Source organism: Mitsuaria chitosanitabida ATCC BAA-476 = NBRC 102408 (assembly GCF_001598255.1).
Taxonomy (GTDB): domain Bacteria; phylum Pseudomonadota; class Gammaproteobacteria; order Burkholderiales; family Burkholderiaceae_C; genus Roseateles; species Roseateles chitosanitabidus.
This window is the reverse complement of the sequence record NZ_BCYP01000018.1, coordinates 218077-235998: the sequence shown is the minus strand read 5'-3', so window position 1 is coordinate 235998 and position 17922 is coordinate 218077. Positions and strand designations below refer to the sequence as shown.

Below are 17922 nucleotides of genomic sequence, written 5' to 3'. Positions count from 1 at the left end.
AATCCGCGTTCTCATGAGTACCCTGCTCATCCTGCTGCCCGCGTCCGCACCCTCGAGCGCCGGCGCGCAAGACTACGAATACTGGTTCAGCCACGACGCGCAAGCGCCGGCCCATGCCCCGGGCCACGGCGAGCGCGCGCCGCTGTCCGCGATGCCTCGCGCCGACCGCGTGATGGCGCTGCTCGGGGACGACCAGCTCAGTTGGCTCCCGGCGCAGTTGCCCAAGGTCAAGGGCGCGAAGCTGCGCGGCGCGGTCGTCGGCGTGATGGAGGACCAGTTGCTCGACGATGCCGAGCGCCTGCACTTCGCGCTGCTGGAGCGGACCGACGACGCCGGCGCGACCCATTGGGTCGCCGTCACCGCGCGCGAACCCTTGCGGGCCCACCTGCAGGCCATCGAGGCCGCGGGCCTGCTGGTCGAGGCCCTGCTGCCGCTGTCCTGGCCCCAGGCCACGCCCGGCGGACACGTGCACGCCGGCAGCGACGACCACCCCCGCCTGCGCGCCTGGCGCGCCGACGGCGTCGCCACGCTGCCGCTGGACAGCGGCGGCCTGCGCGCCTGGCTGGGCGAGGACTGGCTGTCCCGCGCCGCCGTCACCGCCACGCCGGCGGCGGCGGCTTCCGCCGAACAATGGCTCGGCCGCCCGGTGCAGGTCCTGAACGACACCGAGCGCGCCTGGGCCGCCCGCCGCGCGCCGATCAACCTGCTGCAGTTCGACCTGACCCCGCGCCAACGCGGCTGGCAGCGCGTGCATCTCGCCTGGCAGGCGCTGCAGGCACCAGCCTGGCGACCGTTCCGCTGGGGCGTGATCGGCCTGCTGCTGGTGCAGGTCGTCGGCCTGAACGCGATGGCCTGGCAGCAGGGTCGCGCCGTCGACGCCCGCAAGGCGGAGCAGGAAGCCCTGCTGCGCCAGAGCTTCCCGCAGGTGCGCGTGATCCGCGACGCCCGCGCCCAGATGGTCCGCGAGACCGAGGCGCTGCGCGGCGGCGCCGGCCAGGTCGGCCCGGGCGATCTCGAGGACCTGCTGACCGCGGTGGCCCGCGGCTGGCCGCCCGGCGAGGCGCCCCTGCCCGGCCTGCGCTTCGAGCCGGGCCGCCTGCAACTCACCGGCCTGACCCCGCCCCAGCGCGCGCAGTTGCGCGACCGGCTGGCGCAGGACGCCTCCCTGCGCGTGACCGAGGACGGTGACGCGCTCCAACTCAGCCTGCGACCCGACGCCCGATGAACAGCTTCACGACGATGCGCGGCGACCTCCGGGCCCGCTGGCAGGCGGCCGCGCCGCGCGAGCGCCTGATCGCCCGCGTGACCGCGGTGCTGGTCGGGCTGCTGCTGCTGTGGGCGATCGCGCTGGCCCCGGCCTGGGCCACCCTGCGGCGCGTGCCGGGAGAGATCGATCGGCTCGACCGCGAGCTCCAGCAGATGCGCGCCATGGCGCAGCAGACGCAGGCGCTGAAGCAGGCCGTCCCGGTCTCGGCCGAGCAATCGATCACCGCCTTGCGCGCCGCCACCGCCCGCCTCGGCCCCGCCGCCGAACTGACCGTCGCCGGCACCCAGGCGCAGGTGCGCCTGCGCGGCGTGCCCGGCGCGGCCCTGACCGCCTTCCTCGGCGAAGCCCGCCAGGGCGCCCGCGCCCGCGTGCAGGACGCCGAGCTGCAGACCGGCGCGAACGGCTATACCGGCAAGCTGACGCTGCTGGTCCCGGCAGCGTCGAACTGAGCATCGGACGATGGCGCTCACGCTTGCGAACACCGACACCCCCGCGGCGATCCGCGCGCGACGCTGGGCCCTGGGCGGCGCCGTGCTCGGCGTGGCCGTCGCCGTGGTCACCTGGGCACCGGCCGCCTGGCTGGGCTCGGCGCTCGCGGCCATGTCCAACCAGCGCCTGCTGCTGGCCGACGCGCGGGGCAGCCTCTGGAACGGCAGCGCGCGGGTGATCCTCAGCCCCGGCGCCGGCAGCAACGACGCGAGCGAGCTGCCCGAGCGCCTCGGCTGGCGGCTCCGGCCGGCGTGGCTGGACGGCGGACTGGGCATCCGGCTGACGCTGGACCAGTCCTGCTGCGTCGCGCCGGACCGTCCGCTGACCTTGCGCCTGGGCATGAACCGCATGACGCTGCGCCTGCCCGACGCCACGCCCGACCGCCCGTGGATCCGCTGGCCGGCCAGCTGGCTGACGGGCCTGGGCACGCCCTGGAACACCGTCGCGCCGGACGGCCTGCTGGCCTTCAGCGCGCAGGGCTTCGTCGTCGACGCGCAGGACAAGACGGTGAAGGTGCAGGGCATCGCGCAGGTCGAACTGCGGGACTTCTCCTCGCGCCTGTCGCAGCTGTCCCCGCTGGGCAGCTATCGCATGAATCTGATCGGCGGCGGCGCGGAGCCGCAGCTGATGCTCAGGACCGACCAGGGTCCGTTGCAGTTGAGCGGCCAGGGACACCTGGGCGCGCGGCCGCAGTTCCGGGGCGAGGCATCGCCCGCTCCCGGCAGCGAGGCCGCCTTGGCCAATTTGTTGAACATCATCGGGCGCCGCGAGGGCGCGCGCTCGATCATCTCGGTGGGATGAGCATGAACAAGCACTCGATGCGTCCGACGGCGCTGGCCCTGGCGATCAGCATGATCGCCTCCAGCCTGCCGCTGCAGGCCGGCGCGCAGACCGGCCAGGCCAACCGCCGCGCCCCCGCCGTGAGACCCAGCACGCCGGTGACGCTGAACTTCGTCAACACCGACATCGAGGCCGTCACCCGCGCCATGTCCGCCGCGATGGGCAAGGCCATCCTGGTCGACCCGCGCGTCAAGGGCACGATGACCCTGACCGCCGAGCAGCCCGTCCCCGTGCAGGAGGCCTACCTGAGCTATCTGGCCACGCTGCGCGGCATGGGCTTCGCGATGGTGGAGGCCAATGGCCTGCTCAAGCTGGTGCCCGAGGCCGAGGCCAAGCTGCAGACCGGCAACGTCACCGTCGCCGGCGAGGGCCGCGCCCGCGGCGACCAGGTGGTGACGCAGATCTTCAAGCTCAACCACGAGAACGCCAACAACCTGGTGGCCGTGCTGCGTCCGCTGATCACGCCGAACAACACGATCAACGCCAACCCCGGCAACAACAGCCTGGTGATCACCGATTACGCCGACAACCTGCAGCGCCTGGCGCGCATCGTCTCGGCGCTGGACCAGCCGTCCAACACCGACATCGAGGTGATCCCGCTGCGCAACGCGGTGGCCTCCGACATCGTCCAGCTGGTGCAACGCCTGTCCGAGGGCGGCGGCGCCACGCCCGGCGTCGCGGTGGCGCAGGGCTCCGGCGGCAGCAGCAACGTGATGGCCGACCCGCGCAGCAACGCGCTGATCGTGCGCGCCTCCAACCCGGCCAAGCTGATGCAGCTGCGCGCCATGATCGCCAAGCTGGACCAGCCCGGCGTCGACGCGGCCAACGGCAACATCCGGGTCATCTACCTGAAGAACGCCGACGCGGTGCGCCTGGCCACCGTGCTGCGCGCCGCCTTCACCAATGCCAGCGCCAGCGGCTCGGGCGGCGGTCAGGGCAGCGGCGGCGGTGGCAGTACCGGCAGCTTCGCCAGCGCGCAGACCGGCGGCGGCGCCAATACCGGCGGCGGCAGCTTCGCGGGCAACAGCAGCTCCTTCGGAGGCGGCAGCAGCGGCGGCACCTCGGGCAGCAGCGGCTCCAGCGGCAGCGCGTCCACCCAGGTGGCCCAGACCGCGCAGGTCAACACCGGTGGCTTCGCGCAGGCCGACCCGGCGACCAACTCGCTGATCATCACGGCGCCCGAGCCCATGTACCGCCAGATCCGCGCCGTGGTCGAGCAGCTCGACACGCGCCGCGCGCAGATCTACGTCGAGGCCCTGATCGTCAAGGTTGACGCCAGCAAGCTCGGTGAGTTCGGCGTGCAGTTCACGCAGTTGTTCGGCAACAAGGGGGATTCGACGATCTCTGGATTCGGCACCAATTTCGGCACCGGCTTCAGCAACATCCTGAACCTCTCGGGCGCCGCGGCGCAGGGCGTCTCCAGCACGACATCGACGGGGATCGGCGCCGCGTTGACTTCCGGCCAGATCCCTTCCGGCCTGAACCTGGGCTTCCTGAAGAAGGTTGGCAGCTACTACACCCTGGGCGCCGTGGCCAACGCGCTGGGCTCCGTCAGCGGCACGAATGTCCTGTCCACGCCATCGCTAGTCGTTCAGGACAACGAGGAGGCTGACCTGCTTATCGGCAGCAACGTGCCCGTGCTGACCGGCAACACGACCACGACCTCGGGCAGTACCACGAGCCCCTTCCAGACCTTCGAGCGCCGAGACGTCGGTCTGCGCCTGAAGGTCCGCACGCAGGTCGGCGAGAACGGCACCGTGCGCATGAAGGTCTACCAGGAGAACTCCAGCGTGGTGGCCACGGTCAACTCGGGGACGCAGGGACCGACCTTCGACAAGAGCGCGGTGGAGACCTCGGTCACTCTGGAGGACGGCCAGGTGCTGGTGCTGGGCGGCATGCTGAAAGACGAGTACACCGACGGCGAGGACAAGGTCCCCGGCCTGGGCGACATTCCGCTGCTGGGCAACCTGTTCAAGAACCAGAGCCGCAAGCGGGTGAAGTCCAACCTGATGATCTTCCTGCGTCCGGTGGTGCTGCGCACGCCGGAGAACGCCACCGCGCTGACCATGGACCGCTACGACGCGATCCGCGCCTACCAGCAGGACGCGCAACCCAAGTCCAACCTGGTGCTGCCCGACACCGGCGCCCCGCTGCTGCCGGAGAAGCCGGCCTCGGCGCCGGGCAACTTCAGCCCCAGCCAGTTGCCGCTGCCGATCAATCCGGCCTCGTCGCCGGCCGGCTCGGCGCCGGGTTCGGTGCCGGCGCGCTGAGCGCCGCAGGACGGGAGACACCATGGCCACCCGCCATCCCCTGCCTTACGCGGTCGCCAAGGGCCAGCAGGTCCTGATCGAGGACGACGGCCAGCAGCGCACGCTGTGGGCCACGCCGGCGCTGTCGCTGCCGACGCTGTCGGAGCTGCAGCGCGTCTACGCGCCGCGCCGCATCGAGAGCCTGTCCGCGGCCGAGCTGTCGCAGCGCATCCAGACCGCCTACGCCGGCGGCGACGACAGCGCCGCGCTGGTGGTCGGCGAGGTCGAGAGCGCCGTCGACCTGTCGCGCCTGATGCAGGACCTGCCCGCCGTGGCCGACCTGCTGGAGGCGGCCGACGACGCGCCCATCATCCGCATGCTCAACGCGCTGCTGACGCAGGCCGCCAACAACGGCGCGAGCGACATCCACATCGAGCCCTACGAGCGCGAGAGCTCGGTGCGCTTCCGCGTCGACGGCACGCTGCGCGAGGTGGTGCGCCCGAATCGCGCGCTGCACGCGGCGCTGATCTCGCGCCTGAAGATCATGGCCGAGCTGGACATCGCCGAGAAGCGTCTGCCGCAGGACGGCCGCATCTCGCTGCGCATCGGCGGCCGCGCGATCGACGTGCGGGTCTCCACGCTCCCGTCGGCGCACGGCGAGCGCGCGGTACTGCGTCTGCTCGACAAGTCCGAATCGCGCTTCACCCTGTCCGCGCTGGGCATGGACGGTGAGCGCCTGGAGCGCTTCCAGCGCCTGGTGCAGCAGCCCCACGGCATCGTGCTGGTGACCGGCCCGACCGGCTCCGGCAAGACGACCACGCTGTACGCGGCGCTGCAGACCGTCGACACGGCCACGACCAACGTGCTGACCGTCGAGGATCCGATCGAGTACGAGCTGCCCGGCATCGGCCAGACGCAGGTCAACTCGCGCATCGACCTGAGCTTCGCCAAGGCCCTGCGCGCGATCCTGCGCCAGGACCCGGACGTGATCATGATCGGCGAGATCCGCGACTACGAGACCGCGCAGATCGCGATCCAGGCCTCGCTCACGGGTCACCTGGTGCTGGCCACGCTGCACACCAACGACGCGGTCAGCGCGGTCACGCGTCTGACCGACATGGGCGTCGAGCCCTTCCTGCTGAGCTCCTCGCTGCTGGGCGTGCTGGCGCAGCGGCTGGTGCGCAAGCTCTGCCCGGTGTGCAAGTCGGCCGAGCCGCTGGCGGACGGCGGCTCGCGCTACCACCCGGTGGGCTGCCCGGCCTGCTCGTCCAGCGGCTACAAGGGCCGCACCGGCGTGTACGAGCTGATGGTCTGCGACGACACCATCCGCGGCCTGATCCACAACCAGGCGGCCGAGTCCGAGCTGCTGGCCGCGGCGCGCGCCAACGGCCTGCGCTCGATGCGCGAGGACGGTGACCGGCTGGTGGCCTCGGGCGTCACGTCCGAAGAGGAAGTGCTGCGCGTCACGCGCGAATGAGCGCGCGCACGCCGCCGCACACGCAGTCAACGACGAGGTTCCGAGCGATGCCCGCCTTCAAGTACGACGCCCTCGACGCCGCCGGCAAAGCCCATCAGGGCTTGCTGGAGGCCGACACGGTCAAGGCCGCCCGCACGCAACTGCGCGCGCAGGGCCTGGTGCCGATGGAGGTGCAGCCCGTGGCGGCGGAGAAGACGCGCTCGCGCTGGTCGCGCCGCGCCTTCAAGGCGGCGACGCTGACGGTGTGGACCCGGCAGCTGGCCGGCCTGGTCTCGGCCGGGCTACCCCTGGAGCGCTCGCTGGCCGCGTTGGCGGACGAGGCCGAGGAGCCGCGTCAGCGCGAGCTGATGTCGCAGCTCAAGTCCGAGGTCAATGCCGGCTCGTCCTTCGCTCGGGCCCTGGCGATCGCGCCCCGGGAGTTCGACGACGTCTATCGCGCCGTGGTCGCCGCCGGCGAGCAGAGCGGCGCGCTGGGGCCGGTCCTGGAGAGCCTGGCCGACGACCTCGAGGAGCAGCAGCGGCTGCGCTCGGAGCTGTTCGGCGCGCTGGCCTATCCGGTGATCGTCTGCATCATCTCCATCCTGGCGGTGAGCTTCCTGCTGACCTACGTGGTGCCGCAGGTCGCGGCCGTGTTCACGCAGACGCGGCAGACGCTGCCGCTGCTGACGCGCGTGATGATGGGCATGTCCGACGTGCTGCGGCACTGGGGCCTGGCCATCGTGGTCGTGCTGGTGGGCGCGGGCTTCGGCATCCGCCAGGTGCTCAAGCGCGAGGGACCTCGCCAGCGTTTCGACGCGGCCTTCCTGAACCTGCCGCTGCTGGGCCGGCTCTCGCGGGGCTACAACGCGGCGCGCTTCTCCGGCACGCTGGCCATGCTGGCCGGTGCCGGCGTCCCCATCCTGAAGGCGCTGCAGGCGGCGGCGGAGACCCTGTCGAATCACGCGATGCGCGCCGACGCGATGGACGCGCTGGCCATGGTGCGCGAGGGCGCGCCGCTGGGCGCGGCGCTCGCGGGCAAGAAGCGCTTCCCGGGCCTGCTGTCGATGTTCGCCCGTCTGGGCGAGCAGACCGGTCAGCTGCCCGACATGCTGCAGCGCGCCGCGAAACAGCTGGGCAACGAGGTCAAGCGCCGCGCGATGACGCTGGCCACGCTGCTGGAGCCGCTGCTCATCGTGGCCATGGGCGGCGTGGTCATGCTGATCGTGCTGTCGGTGCTGCTGCCGATCATCGACATGAACAAGCTGGCGACGCAGTAAGACCCTCACCCCCGCCCTCTCCCGCAAGCGGGCGAGGGGGTGGCTCGCTGTGTGCGCCGGCCCTCACCCCAACCCCTCTCCCGCAAGCGGGCGAGGGGCCATACGCACCGGGCGCCGAGGGAGCCCCTCTCCCATGAAGTGGGAGAGGGGTTGGGGTGAGGGCCGTCGCAGACCAGAGCCTCAACAGCCCCTCGCCTCGCCAGCTCAATGCACCCGCAGCATCTGCAGCGCCGGCAGCTGCCATCCGAAGTACAGCGCCGCCAGGCGCAGCCCGGCCACGCCGAGCATGCCCAGCACGAAGGCCCAGCGCAGCGACATGCCCAGGTGCTTGAGCAGGAAGTACAGCGCGATGCCGCCGATCGCGGCCGTCGCATAGATGTCCTTGCGCAGCAACAGCGGCGCCTGACCGCTGAGCACGTCGCGCAGCACGCCGCCGCCGCAGGCCGTCAGCGTGCCCATCAGCAGCGCGGGCAAGGGCCGCACGCCCTGCTCCTCCGCGATCTCCGTCCCGCACAGCGCGAACAGCGCCAGGCCCAGCGCGTCGGCGATCTTGAGGACCATGATCGCGTGGTCCGGGAACGGCCCGACCGCCAACGCCAGGAGCGCGCTCCCGATGATCACCAGCAGATAGCGCGGATCCTTCATCCAGAACACCGGATGCCGATTCAGCAGCACGTCGCGCAGCGTCCCGCCGCCCACGGCCGTCATCGCCGCCAGCACCAGCAGGCCGAACAGGTCCAGCCCCGCCGCCATCGCGGCCAGCGCTCCGCTGATGGCGAACACCGCCACGCCCAACAAGTCGAACCAGTAGATCATCGGCATAGGGCGCGGAGTGTAGGCGCGGCGATCGCCGCGCAGCAGCCCTCTTGAAATCGCCGCCAGCGCGTCCATCTGGGCCCGCGATAATCCCGGCCCCGCCACCTCGCCGCCCGGCGAGACGCGTCGCCATTTCTTCCGCCCCCACCCTTCTCACGAACGATGGACAAGCAAACCCACTCCTTCCAGGCCGAGGTCAAGCAGATCCTGCATCTGGTGACCCATTCGCTGTACTCGAACAAGGAGATCTTCCTGCGCGAGCTGGTCAGCAACGCCTCCGACGCCTGCGACAAGCTGCGCTTCGAGGCGCTCGACCACCCGCAGCTCTTCGAGGACCAGCCCGACCTGCGGATCCGCGTCAGCTTCGACGAGCAGGCCCGCACCGTCACCATCAGCGACAACGGCATCGGCCTGTCGGCGGAAGAGGCCATCGCGCATCTGGGCACCATCGCCAAGAGCGGCACGCGCGAGTTCATGGCCAAGCTGGAAGGCGACCAGAAGAAGGACGCCAACCTGATCGGCCAGTTCGGCGTGGGCTTCTACTCGGGCTTCATCGTCGCCGACCGCATCACCGTCGAGTCGCGCCGCGCCGGCCTGCCGGCGGACCAGGGCGTGCGCTGGAGCTCCGAAGGCACCGGCGACTTCGAGGTCGAGGCCATCACCAAGCCCAGCCGCGGCACGGACGTCGTGCTGCACCTGCGCGAGGGCGAGGACGAGTTCCTCAAGACCTGGCGCCTGAAGTCGGTCATCAGCAAGTACTCCGACCACATCTCGCTGCCCATCCTGATGCGCGCGGAGGAGTGGGACGCCGACAACGCCAAGCAGGTCCTGAAGGACGAGTGGGAGCCCGTCAACAAGGCCTCCGCGCTCTGGACCCGCTCCAAGAGCGAGGTGACACAGGCCGAGTACGACGCCTTCTACCAGCAGATCAGCTACGACACCGAAGCCCCGCTGGCCTTCACCCACAACCGCGTCGAAGGCCGCAGCGAGTACACGCAGCTGCTGTACATCCCGGCCAAGGCCCCCTTCGACCTGTGGAACCGCGACAAGCGCGGCGGCGTGAAGCTCTACGTCAAGCGCGTCTTCATCATGGACGACGCCGAGGCGCTGATGCCGGTCTACCTGCGCTTCGTCAAGGGCGTGATCGACTCGGCCGACCTCCCTCTGAACGTCAGCCGCGAGCTGCTGCAGGAAAGCCGCGACGTGAAGGCGATCCGCGAGGGCTCGACCAAGCGCGTGCTCTCGATGCTGGAATCGCTGGCCAACAGCGAGGATGCCGGCGAGCGCGACAAGTACGCGCGCTTCTGGACGGACTTCGGCCAGGTGCTGAAGGAAGGCGTCGGCGAGGACCACGCGAACCAGGAGCGTCTGGTCAAGCTGCTGCGCTTCTCGTCCACGCACGCCGACACCGGCGTGTCCCTGGCCGACTACGTGTCGCGCCTGAAGGACGGCCAGGACGTCATCTACTACATCACCGCCGACAGCCTGTCCGCCGCGAAGAACAGCCCGCAGCTGGAGATCTTCCGCAAGAAGGGCATCGAGGTGCTGCTGCTGACCGAGCGCGTCGACGAGTGGATGCTGTCGCATCTCTTCGAGTTCGAAGGCAAGCCGCTGCAATCCGTCGCCAAGGGCGCGGTGGACCTGGGCGACCTGCAGGACGAGGAAGAGAAGAAGAAGGCCGAGGAGGCCGCCGAGCAGTTCAAGCCGGTGCTCGATCGACTGAAGGCCGCGCTGGAAGGCCGCGCCAAGGAGGTGCGGGTGACCACGCGTCTGGTGGACTCGCCCGCCTGCGTGGTCGTCGATGAAGGCGACATCAGCGGCCACCTGGCCCGCATGCTGAAGCAGGCCGGCCAAGCGGCGCCCACCTCGCAGCCCACGCTGGAGATCAACCCCGATCACGCGCTGGTCAAGAAACTGGGCGGACTCGACGCCGCGGACACGCGCTTCGGCGATCTGGCGCAGGTGCTGTTCGACCAGGCGCTGCTGGCCGAAGGCGGCGTCCTGGAAGATCCGGCCGCCTACGTGAAGCGCGTCAACGCGCTGCTGCTGGGCTGATCGGGGACTCGCCCCCGATCCGGGCCGCCGCGCCGGCGGCCTGAACCCCCACCGCCCAGGGCCTCGTCATCGAGGCCCTTCTTCATGGCCGCCCGGACAGCCCCGGCCCGTCATTCCTCGCGCGTCTGCATCGCGTCGAGCTGGTCCCGCAGCTTCACGACCTGGTCGCTCCAGTAGTTCGGCGTGCCGAACCACGGGAACGCGGCCGGGAAGGCCGGATCGTCCCATCGGCGCGCCAGCCAGGCGCTGTGATGGATCATGCGCTGCGTGCGCAGGGCCTCGATCAGACGCAGCTCGCGCCAGTCGAACTCGCGCACGCTCTCGTAGCCGTCGAGCAGCGCGTGCAGCTGACGCCGCGCGGCTTCGGGGTCGCCCGACAGCAGCATCCACAGGTCCTGCACGGCCGGGCCCTGCACCGCGTCGTCCAGGTCGACGAAGTGCGGGCCGCGGTCCGGCGTCCAGAGGATGTTGCCGGGGTGGCAGTCCCCGTGCAGGCGCAGTGCCCGGCGATCGGGCAGGCGCTCGAAGGCGGCGTCGATGGCCTCGATGCAGCGGGCCGCCGCGTCGTGCCAGTTGGCGGCCAGCTCGGGCGGCAGCGTGTCGTGCTCGCGCAGCCAGTCGCGCGCGTCGCGCGCCGGCGCCGCGCTGTTCCAGGACAGGCGCTCGCGGAAGGGCTCGCGCTGGCCGACGTCATGCATCCGCGCCAGGAAACGGCCGATCCAGGCCAGCACCTCGGGATCCTCGAGCTCCGGCGCGCGACCGCCCTGCCGCGGCGTGACCGCGAAACGATGGCCGGCGAAATGCCCCAGCGTGCCGCCCGCCTCGTCGACCGGCATCGGCGCGACGACCGGCACCTCGGCCTCGGCCAGATCACGCGCGAAGGCGTGCTCCTCCAGGATCTGCGCATCGCTCCAGCGGCCGGGGCGGTAGAACTTCGCCACGACGGCGGGCCCCTCCTCCAGATGGGCGAGGAGCACGCGGTTCTCGTAGGAATTGAGCTGCAGCAGGCGACCGTCGGGTCGCAGGCCGGCATGCTCGAGCGCGTCGAGCATCAGCTCGGGAGTCAGGTGGCCGAATCCGGCCGGGGCATCAGTCATCGAAGGCGGGACGGAAACGACGACGGCGCCGAAGCGCCGTCAGGTCCGTCTGGAGAGCGGGCAGGTCGCGTAGCTTAGCGCCGCCCGTAGCGGGGCGAGTCGACGACCACGCCACCGATGTCGGGCGCCGCCGGTTCGTCCTGGAAGGCCGGGAACTCGTGACCGAACTGCGAGTCGCCACCCTCGCCCGCCACGCCGGCGCGCGGCCGGTAGCCACGCACGCGCGGTTCGGGGCGCGGGTCATGCCGGGGCGCCTCGTGGCGAACCTCGTGGCGCGGTTCATGACGCGGTTCGGGCAGGGGCGCCGGGGTGGTCGGCTCGGCGCCGGGGAAGGCATCGAAGCGGCTGTCCGGCGCGAAGAAGGAATCGCTGAACACCGGCGAGTCGTTCCACAGCGTGTTGCGGGCACCGGCGGCCGGCTGCGGGGCGCGACGGGGCGCCGGCGCGGGCACCGGTGCCGGGGCCAGACGCGGGGCGCCGCGCGTGCTCATCGGCGTGGTGGAACGGGCGTTCTGGTTGCTGTACGGGACCAGCAGCTGGAGCTCGCTGGCGCTGGGCAGCTCGTCCACGGTGGAGCGCAGGTAGCGGATGCGGCAGGCCGCCAGCACCGCCTGCTTGATCTGCAGGCTGCGCGCGGAGCCGGCGCGCTCGGTTTCCAGGTCGATCGCGGCCAGCACGCGGCCGTTCGGGCTGCAGATCGCGAAGTTCACGCTGATGCCGCCCAGCAGCTCATACCAGTAGCGCACTTCCTTGGCCTCGGTGGGCTGGCAGAAACGCACCATGGGCAGCTTGCACATGACGACGTGATGCGGGAGCGCCTCCCGCAGCAGGCGGAAGACGCGGCGCTCGTCGGCGCTGAAGACCGGCCGAGGCGTGAGCGACCACTCGCCCGGCAATGGCTTGCGCGAGCGGCGAGGCCGCTTCAGCGCCATGGCGACGAGCAGCCCCAGGACCGCCAACGCCGACAGTCCCGCGATGATCCACGGAAGCGTGCTTTGCATATCCCAACGACCCGGACGAACACAATGGGCGCGCCAGGCGCCCTCCCTCTACGATCGCGCGAATGTAGCCGAAAGTCGTTACAAATTGCATCGAGGGTTCCCCCTGAAATAGGGTGGCGCCCAAGGAATATCGACGCCGGCCGGATGCCGAGCCCGGCGCGAGCTACTTTTCGCGTCCCTCGCGGCCCTTCCCGGACAGCTTGGACTTGACCTCGGCCACCCCGTCCAGGATGTCGCCCACGGTCCGCATGTGGCGCTTGAACTGGAAGTCCCATTCAGCCATGTGGCGCTCCAGCGCCTCGTCCACGTGCGAGGACACCGAATCCGGCGGCAGCCGCAACCAGGCCTCGGACTCGCCGCCGTCGCGCTCGACCTTGGCGCCAGCCTTGCGAGCGATGGCCAGCATGGGGGCGTTCTCGCTCAGCGCGTGGATGAACAGGGTGTCGATGCCGCGGTTGCGGGCGTGCAGGGCGGAGCGCTCGAACAACCGGGCGCCGAAACCCCGGCCCCGAGCGGACTTGGCGACCGAGACGCCGAACTCCGCCATCGCCGGCCGGCCCTTGATCTGCGGCGCCGGCGCGTAGGCCAGGTGAGCCACCGCGATCAGCTGCAGCCGGCGGTTGAAGATGCCCAGCACCTCGTCCCGGGTGAAATCGAGGCCGGTGACGTACTTCTCGATCTGCTCATCGCGCGCCTGGTAGCCGAAGCGCAGATAGCGGTCGCGCTCGCCCAAGGCCAGCAGGTGCTGGAGGATGCGCTTGCGGTGCCGTCGGCCCAGCGAGCGGATCGGTACCCAGGCGGTCCAGCGCGCCAGCACCGTCGACGGGTGCCAGCGCGAACGCGGGCCTGCCGCGTCCGGAGGCGCGTCGGGGGGCGGGGGGCGGGAATCCTGGGGAGCGGTCATGACGGAAGGCGGGATGGGGCCGATGCTAGCGGTCCGCGAGGGATTCTGGTAGACTCGTCGGCTTTCCTGTTTCCAAGGCAGCAGGGAAGACGTCCGTGAGAGGCCGCATCCACAAGCGCGCACCGAGCGTACGGGGGCAGATCGCCCGGAATCAAGCCTTTTGAAAGAATCTCATGAAGACCTTCAGCGCCAAGCCGGCCGAAGTGACGCACGAGTGGTTTGTGATTGACGCCACCGACAAGGTGCTCGGACGTGTTGCCAGCGAAGTGGCACTCCGTTTGCGCGGCAAGCACAAGGCCATCTACACGCCTCACGTCGATACCGGTGATTTCATCGTCATCATCAACGCCGAGAAGCTGCGCGTCACTGGCAACAAGGCCACGGACAAGGTGTACTACCGTCACTCGGGCTTCCCGGGCGGCATCTACGCCACCAAGTTCAAGGACATGCAAGCCAAGCATCCGGGCCGCGCCCTGGAGAAGGCCGTCAAGGGCATGCTGCCCAAGGGCCCGCTCGGCTACGCGATGATCAAGAAGCTGAAGGTGTACGCGGGCGACACGCATCCGCACACTGCCCAGCAGCCCAAGGCTCTGGAAATCTAAGGAGCGGAGATGATCGGAAACTGGAACTACGGTACCGGCCGTCGCAAGTCGTCTGTGGCTCGTGTCTTCATCAAGAAGGGCACTGGCCAGATCACCGTCAATGGCCGCTCGATCGAGCAATATTTCGGCCGTCAGACGTCGATCATGATTTCTCGTCAGCCCCTGCTGCTGACGAACAACGGCGAAGCGTTCGACATCAAGGTCAACGTGCACGGCGGCGGCGAGTCCGGCCAAGCCGGCGCGGTCCGCCTGGGTATCACCCGCGCGCTGATCGACTACGACGCAGCCCTGAAGCCCGAACTGAGCCGCGCCGGCTTCGTCACGCGTGATGCGCGTGAAGTCGAGCGTAAGAAGGTCGGTCTGCACGGCGCCCGTCGCCGGAAGCAGTTCAGCAAGCGCTGATCGACTTCCGATCGCCGCACGATCCGCTTCGGCGGATCCGCGGCGACGCGAAATCCAAGACAAGGCCGCTTCTCAGCGGCCTTGTTTTTTTGTGCCTCGCCCGCCATGTGGGAGCCCATCCACATCGAGTGGGGATATCCGGCGGCAAGGCCGACCGCTCTGGAAGCGGTTTGAGATAATCCCCGCATCACTCCGACATCACAGGATCCACGATGAGCGCAGTCCTCGACACCACCACCCCCGACACCGGCGCGATGCCCGTGCCGCTGGTCTTCACCGACAGCGCCGCCGAGAAGGTCCGCGAGCTGGTGCTGGAAGAAGGCAACCCCGAGTTGAAGCTGCGCGTATTCGTGCAAGGCGGCGGCTGCTCCGGCTTCCAGTACGGCTTCACTTTCGACGAAGCGGTCAATGACGACGACACGCCGATGACCAAGAACGGCGTCACCCTGCTGATCGACTCGATGAGCCTGCAATACCTGATGGGCGCCGAGATCGACTACAAGGAAGACCTGCAAGGCGCCCAGTTCGTGATCAAGAATCCGAACGCGACCACCACCTGCGGCTGCGGCTCCAGCTTCTCGGTCTGATCGACGATCGACGAGATCGGGGCCCCTCAGCCCACCGCGCCATGAAAAAGACCGCCCTCGGGCGGTCTTTTCGCTTCTGGCGTGGACAAAGGGCGCTTGCGCGCGCCCCGTCGGGTTCAGCCCTCAGGCCGGCGTGTAGCTGCCGAGGATGCGCGGCCCGGTGGCACCGGTCGCCTCGGGCAGATTGCCCGAGAGCCCGCGCACATGCCGCATCGCCAACCAGGCGAAGGCCGCGCCTTCGACGAGCATGGGCGGCAAGCCCTTGACCTCGGTCGTGTCGACGGCCACCGCCGGCAGCAGCGCGCGCAGACGGCGCAGCAGCGCGTCGTTGAACGCGCCACCGCCGCAGACCAGCAACTCGCGCCAGCTTCCCGGTGCGAAGGCGGCCAGGCTGTCGACCACGCAGCGCGTGGTCAGCTCGAGCAAGGTCGCCTGCACGTCGACCGGCGCGATGGCTGGCGCATGCGTGGCGATCCTCGCGTCCAGCCAAGCGAGGTGGAAGAGATCCCGACCCGTGCTGCGCGGAGGCGACAGGCGGAAGTAGGGTTCGGCCAGCAGCGCCTCCAGCAGTGCGCCATGCACGCTGCCCTGCGATGCCCACTGACCGCCAGCGTCGTAGTCCAACCCCTGATGGCGATGGATCCAGCCGTCCATCAGGCAATTGCCAGGACCGCAATCGAAGCCGCCACCTTGGCCATCGGCTCGCAGCAGGCTGACGTTGCTGATGCCGCCGACGTTCAGCACGACGACATCGACGCCTGGCTGCGCCAGCACCGCGCGATGGAAGGCCGGCACCAATGGCGCCCCCTGCCCGCCCGCCGCGACGTCACGACCACGCAGATCATGAACGACAGCGACGCCGGTCAGCTCCGCCAGCAGCGGCGCATTCAGCAACTGGATCGAGAAACCCGTCCCGTCGAACTCGCCAGGCCGATGCCGCACGGTCTGCCCGTGAGCGCCCAGGGCTCGGATCTCCGTCGGGGACAGGCGTTGCGCCATCAGCAGCGCACGGCAGGCTTGCGCGTACACGCGCGAGACCGCGTTCGCCGCGAGCGCGGCGCGCTGCAATTCGTTGTCGGTCGGTGCGTTCAGCGCCATCAGCTCGGCGCGCAATTCAGCGCCGAAAGGCTGGTGATCATGCGCCAGCGCGTGCACGCGGCCATCGGGTTCGGCACGCAGCAGCACGGCATCGACGCCGTCCATCGAGGTGCCCGACATCAGGCCGATGTAGAGCTCCGGAGACATGGGCGCGCCCGCGGGTCGCCAGCTCACTCGCCGACGACGCCCTCGTTGATGGTCGCCGCGGCTTCCAGCTGCACCTTGGCACTGGCGACCTGCGCCTTGAACGCGGCCTTGGCGGTCGCGGGCAGGGTCAAGGCCTCGGAGGCCTTGGCGATGACGCGCGGATCCTGCTGCTTGCCGTTGACGCGGAACTCGAAGTGCAGGTGCGGGCCGGTCGCCCAGCCGGTCGCGCCGACGGCGCCGATCTTCTGGCCCTGCTCGATCTTCTGACCCTTCTTGACGTCGATGCGGCTCAGGTGCGCATAGACCGTCATGCGGTTGCCGCTGTGCTTGAGCTGGATGACGTTGCCGAAACCGTTCTGCCAGCCGGCGAACTCGACATTGCCGTCGCCGACGCTGCGCACCGGCGTGCCGCTGGGCGCACCCAGATCCACACCCTGGTGCTGACGCCAGGTCTGCAGGATCGGATGGAAGCGCATCGCGAAACCGGAGGTCACGCGCGAGAACTCCAGCGGGCTGGCCAGGAACGAGCGGCGCTTGGATTCGCCGTCGAAGCCGTAGTAGTTGCTCTTGCCGCTGGCCGCGTCGCGGAACCAGACGGACTGGTAGCTCTTGCCGTTGTTGACGAACTCGGCGGCCAGCAGGCGGCCGGAGCGGTTGCCCCAGTTCACCGGCTCGCCGTCGGCGGTCAGGGTCTCATAGACCACGGAGAAGCGGTCGCCCTTGCGCAGCTCTCGGTGGAAGTCGATGTCGCCGGAGAACATGTCCGCCAGCTGCGTCGCGATGGCGTCGGGCACATTGGCCTCGTCGGTCGCGGCGAACAGCGAGGACTGGATCGTGCCGCTGCCCAGACGCGTCTGGCTCTGCAGCGGGACGGTCTCCAGCTTGGAGACGAAGCGGTCGCCGTCGCGGGTGATGCTCAGGCGGGTGAACTGGGTGTCCTGCTGGTCCGAGGCCTCCGCGGCGTAGCGGGCCACCAGCGATTGCACTTCGCCGCTGGCGGTCGCGACGACCTGCACGCGCTTGCCGGTGCGACCCGACAGCAGCTTCTTGGCGGTGTCGTCGCTGCGCAGGAACGCCGCGAAGCTCGTGTCGAAGGCACCCATGCGCTTGAGCAGCGTGTCGGCCGTGTCGCCGGCGCGGGTCTGGTCGCTGCGCGACAGGCCGGGGTCGAAGGCGGCCAGCTGCGCCAGTTGCTCGTCGAGCGACTGCAGCGGGATGGATTCGCTGATGACGCGTTGCGGGAGATCCTCGGCGTCCGGGGCCATCGGCGCGATGCCGAAGGCGGTGACGGCGAAACAGCTCAGCGTGCCGACGACGGTGCCGGTCAGTGCACGAGGATGCTTGGCCGCGAAGGCTTCAGCGCGAGCGAGCGAGCGCTGCACGCGCTGCCATTCGTCTTTCCAATTCATCACGCGCTGAAGACCTTCCTTCGGAAACCTGGGACTGCCCTTCGCCACCGCGTCCGGTCGACGCGGCCCGAACGGCCCGTGCTGGTGATTCACCGCCCTGTCAAGCGACGGACGCCCGCTGGGGTCAGGGGCGTCCACTAGAATCGGTCGCTTTGCGGAACGACGTGCGCCAGGAACGCTTTTTGCCTTCCTGGGCGCCCCGCAAAACAGCCGGCAGTATACCGGC

At 69.9% G+C, this 17922-nt stretch carries 16 protein-coding genes; 10 read left to right on the top strand and 6 right to left on the bottom strand.

The genetic code is table 11. The annotated features are described in order from the left end of the window. Positions 1-13 precede the first annotated feature (13 nt). Genes gspL through gspF form a run of 6 tightly spaced genes read left to right on the top strand, consistent with a single transcriptional unit; the run spans position 14 to position 7578 of the window. Positions 14-1225, top strand: coding sequence for a type II secretion system protein GspL (gene gspL / locus MCHT01_RS11905; RefSeq protein ID WP_067065543.1), 1212 nt, complete (start codon positions 14-16; stop codon positions 1223-1225). Further along, positions 1222-1716 carry a type II secretion system protein M gene (locus MCHT01_RS11900; protein WP_067065542.1) on the top strand — a complete coding sequence of 165 codons (495 nt, stop codon included), beginning with the start codon at positions 1222-1224 and terminating at the stop codon, positions 1714-1716. The genes gspL and MCHT01_RS11900 overlap by 4 nt, the downstream gene beginning before the upstream one ends. A gap of 10 nt (positions 1717-1726) precedes the next feature. Further along, a complete protein-coding gene (gene gspN, locus MCHT01_RS11895) occupies positions 1727-2557 on the top strand; it encodes a type II secretion system protein N (RefSeq protein ID WP_067065541.1) in 831 nt (276 codons plus the stop codon). Further along, positions 2554-4866, top strand: a complete 2313-nt coding sequence (gspD, locus tag MCHT01_RS11890) for a type II secretion system secretin GspD (RefSeq protein ID WP_067065540.1) — start codon at positions 2554-2556, stop codon at positions 4864-4866. The genes gspN and gspD overlap by 4 nt, the downstream gene beginning before the upstream one ends. 22 nt (positions 4867-4888) lie before the next feature. Further along, positions 4889-6322, top strand: a complete 1434-nt coding sequence (gene gspE / locus MCHT01_RS11885) for a type II secretion system ATPase GspE (RefSeq protein WP_067065539.1) — start codon at positions 4889-4891, stop codon at positions 6320-6322. Positions 6323-6369: 47 nt separating this feature from the next. Beyond that, entirely contained in the window at positions 6370-7578 is a 1209-nt protein-coding gene (gene gspF, locus MCHT01_RS11880) for a type II secretion system inner membrane protein GspF (protein ID WP_067065538.1), read from the top strand. A gap of 204 nt (positions 7579-7782) precedes the next feature. On the opposite strand, the gene MCHT01_RS11875 is transcribed toward gspF, so the two are convergent. Then, positions 7783-8400 (bottom strand): trimeric intracellular cation channel family protein, encoded by a 618-nt coding sequence (locus MCHT01_RS11875; RefSeq protein WP_245643242.1) that lies wholly within the window; start codon positions 8398-8400, stop codon positions 7783-7785. A gap of 156 nt (positions 8401-8556) precedes the next feature. Between MCHT01_RS11875 and htpG the strand changes: the two genes are divergently transcribed. After that, positions 8557-10449 (top strand): molecular chaperone HtpG, encoded by a 1893-nt coding sequence (gene htpG, locus MCHT01_RS11870; RefSeq protein ID WP_067065537.1) that lies wholly within the window; start codon positions 8557-8559, stop codon positions 10447-10449. A gap of 110 nt (positions 10450-10559) precedes the next feature. Here htpG and MCHT01_RS11865 read toward each other — a convergent pair whose 3' ends face one another. The 3 genes from MCHT01_RS11865 to MCHT01_RS11855 all read right to left on the bottom strand — a co-directional run bounded on the left by MCHT01_RS11865 (position 10560) and on the right by MCHT01_RS11855 (position 13451). Beyond that, positions 10560-11546, bottom strand: a complete 987-nt coding sequence (locus MCHT01_RS11865) for a serine/threonine protein kinase (RefSeq protein WP_067065536.1) — start codon at positions 11544-11546, stop codon at positions 10560-10562. Between the two features lie 74 nt (positions 11547-11620). Further along, the gene (locus MCHT01_RS11860) at positions 11621-12547 is read right to left on the bottom strand and encodes a DUF2726 domain-containing protein (RefSeq protein ID WP_084452442.1); all 927 of its coding nucleotides are present in this window, start codon (positions 12545-12547) and stop codon (positions 11621-11623) included. Positions 12548-12710: 163 nt separating this feature from the next. Next, on the bottom strand, positions 12711-13451 hold the full coding sequence (locus MCHT01_RS11855) for a GNAT family N-acetyltransferase (protein WP_148661506.1): 741 nt from the start codon (positions 13449-13451) through the stop codon (positions 12711-12713). A gap of 173 nt (positions 13452-13624) precedes the next feature. On the opposite strand from MCHT01_RS11855, the gene rplM reads away from it, so the two are divergent. The 3 genes from rplM to erpA all read left to right on the top strand — a co-directional run bounded on the left by rplM (position 13625) and on the right by erpA (position 15042). After that, on the top strand, positions 13625-14053 hold the full coding sequence (gene rplM / locus MCHT01_RS11850; RefSeq protein WP_067065533.1) for a 50S ribosomal protein L13: 429 nt from the start codon (positions 13625-13627) through the stop codon (positions 14051-14053). Between the two features lie 9 nt (positions 14054-14062). Next, positions 14063-14455 carry a 30S ribosomal protein S9 gene (rpsI, locus tag MCHT01_RS11845; protein ID WP_067065532.1) on the top strand — a complete coding sequence of 131 codons (393 nt, stop codon included), beginning with the start codon at positions 14063-14065 and terminating at the stop codon, positions 14453-14455. Positions 14456-14667: 212 nt separating this feature from the next. Then, on the top strand, positions 14668-15042 hold the full coding sequence (erpA, locus tag MCHT01_RS11840) for an iron-sulfur cluster insertion protein ErpA (RefSeq protein WP_067065531.1): 375 nt from the start codon (positions 14668-14670) through the stop codon (positions 15040-15042). 123 nt (positions 15043-15165) lie between these two features. Here the strand turns inward: erpA and MCHT01_RS11835 are convergent, their stop codons facing one another. Together MCHT01_RS11835 and MCHT01_RS11830 are read right to left on the bottom strand one after the other, a co-directional pair. Then, on the bottom strand, positions 15166-16287 hold the full coding sequence (locus MCHT01_RS11835; RefSeq protein ID WP_067065530.1) for an anhydro-N-acetylmuramic acid kinase: 1122 nt from the start codon (positions 16285-16287) through the stop codon (positions 15166-15168). 23 nt (positions 16288-16310) lie between these two features. Next, positions 16311-17696, bottom strand: coding sequence for a M23 family metallopeptidase (locus MCHT01_RS11830; RefSeq protein ID WP_067065529.1), 1386 nt, complete (start codon positions 17694-17696; stop codon positions 16311-16313). Positions 17697-17922 lie beyond the last annotated feature (226 nt).

What these genes read in the sequence shown, in the direction of transcription:
- gspL (WP_067065543.1), top strand. Translation starts at nt 14, where the DNA reads ATGAGTACCCTGCTCATCCTGCTGCCCGCGTCCGCACCCTCGAGCGCC.
- MCHT01_RS11835 (WP_067065530.1), bottom strand. Translation starts at nt 16,287, where the DNA reads ATGTCTCCGGAGCTCTACATCGGCCTGATGTCGGGCACCTCGATGGAC.
- rplM (WP_067065533.1), top strand. Translation starts at nt 13,625, where the DNA reads ATGAAGACCTTCAGCGCCAAGCCGGCCGAAGTGACGCACGAGTGGTTT.
- rpsI (WP_067065532.1), top strand. Translation starts at nt 14,063, where the DNA reads ATGATCGGAAACTGGAACTACGGTACCGGCCGTCGCAAGTCGTCTGTG.
- htpG (WP_067065537.1), top strand. Translation starts at nt 8,557, where the DNA reads ATGGACAAGCAAACCCACTCCTTCCAGGCCGAGGTCAAGCAGATCCTG.
- MCHT01_RS11875 (WP_245643242.1), bottom strand. Translation starts at nt 8,400, where the DNA reads ATGCCGATGATCTACTGGTTCGACTTGTTGGGCGTGGCGGTGTTCGCC.
- MCHT01_RS11855 (WP_148661506.1), bottom strand. Translation starts at nt 13,451, where the DNA reads ATGACCGCTCCCCAGGATTCCCGCCCCCCGCCCCCCGACGCGCCTCCG.
- MCHT01_RS11900 (WP_067065542.1), top strand. Translation starts at nt 1,222, where the DNA reads ATGAACAGCTTCACGACGATGCGCGGCGACCTCCGGGCCCGCTGGCAG.
- gspE (WP_067065539.1), top strand. Translation starts at nt 4,889, where the DNA reads ATGGCCACCCGCCATCCCCTGCCTTACGCGGTCGCCAAGGGCCAGCAG.
- MCHT01_RS11830 (WP_067065529.1), bottom strand. Translation starts at nt 17,696, where the DNA reads ATGAATTGGAAAGACGAATGGCAGCGCGTGCAGCGCTCGCTCGCTCGC.
- gspF (WP_067065538.1), top strand. Translation starts at nt 6,370, where the DNA reads ATGCCCGCCTTCAAGTACGACGCCCTCGACGCCGCCGGCAAAGCCCAT.
- erpA (WP_067065531.1), top strand. Translation starts at nt 14,668, where the DNA reads ATGAGCGCAGTCCTCGACACCACCACCCCCGACACCGGCGCGATGCCC.
- MCHT01_RS11860 (WP_084452442.1), bottom strand. Translation starts at nt 12,547, where the DNA reads ATGCAAAGCACGCTTCCGTGGATCATCGCGGGACTGTCGGCGTTGGCG.
- gspN (WP_067065541.1), top strand. Translation starts at nt 1,727, where the DNA reads ATGGCGCTCACGCTTGCGAACACCGACACCCCCGCGGCGATCCGCGCG.
- gspD (WP_067065540.1), top strand. Translation starts at nt 2,554, where the DNA reads ATGAGCATGAACAAGCACTCGATGCGTCCGACGGCGCTGGCCCTGGCG.
- MCHT01_RS11865 (WP_067065536.1), bottom strand. Translation starts at nt 11,546, where the DNA reads ATGACTGATGCCCCGGCCGGATTCGGCCACCTGACTCCCGAGCTGATG.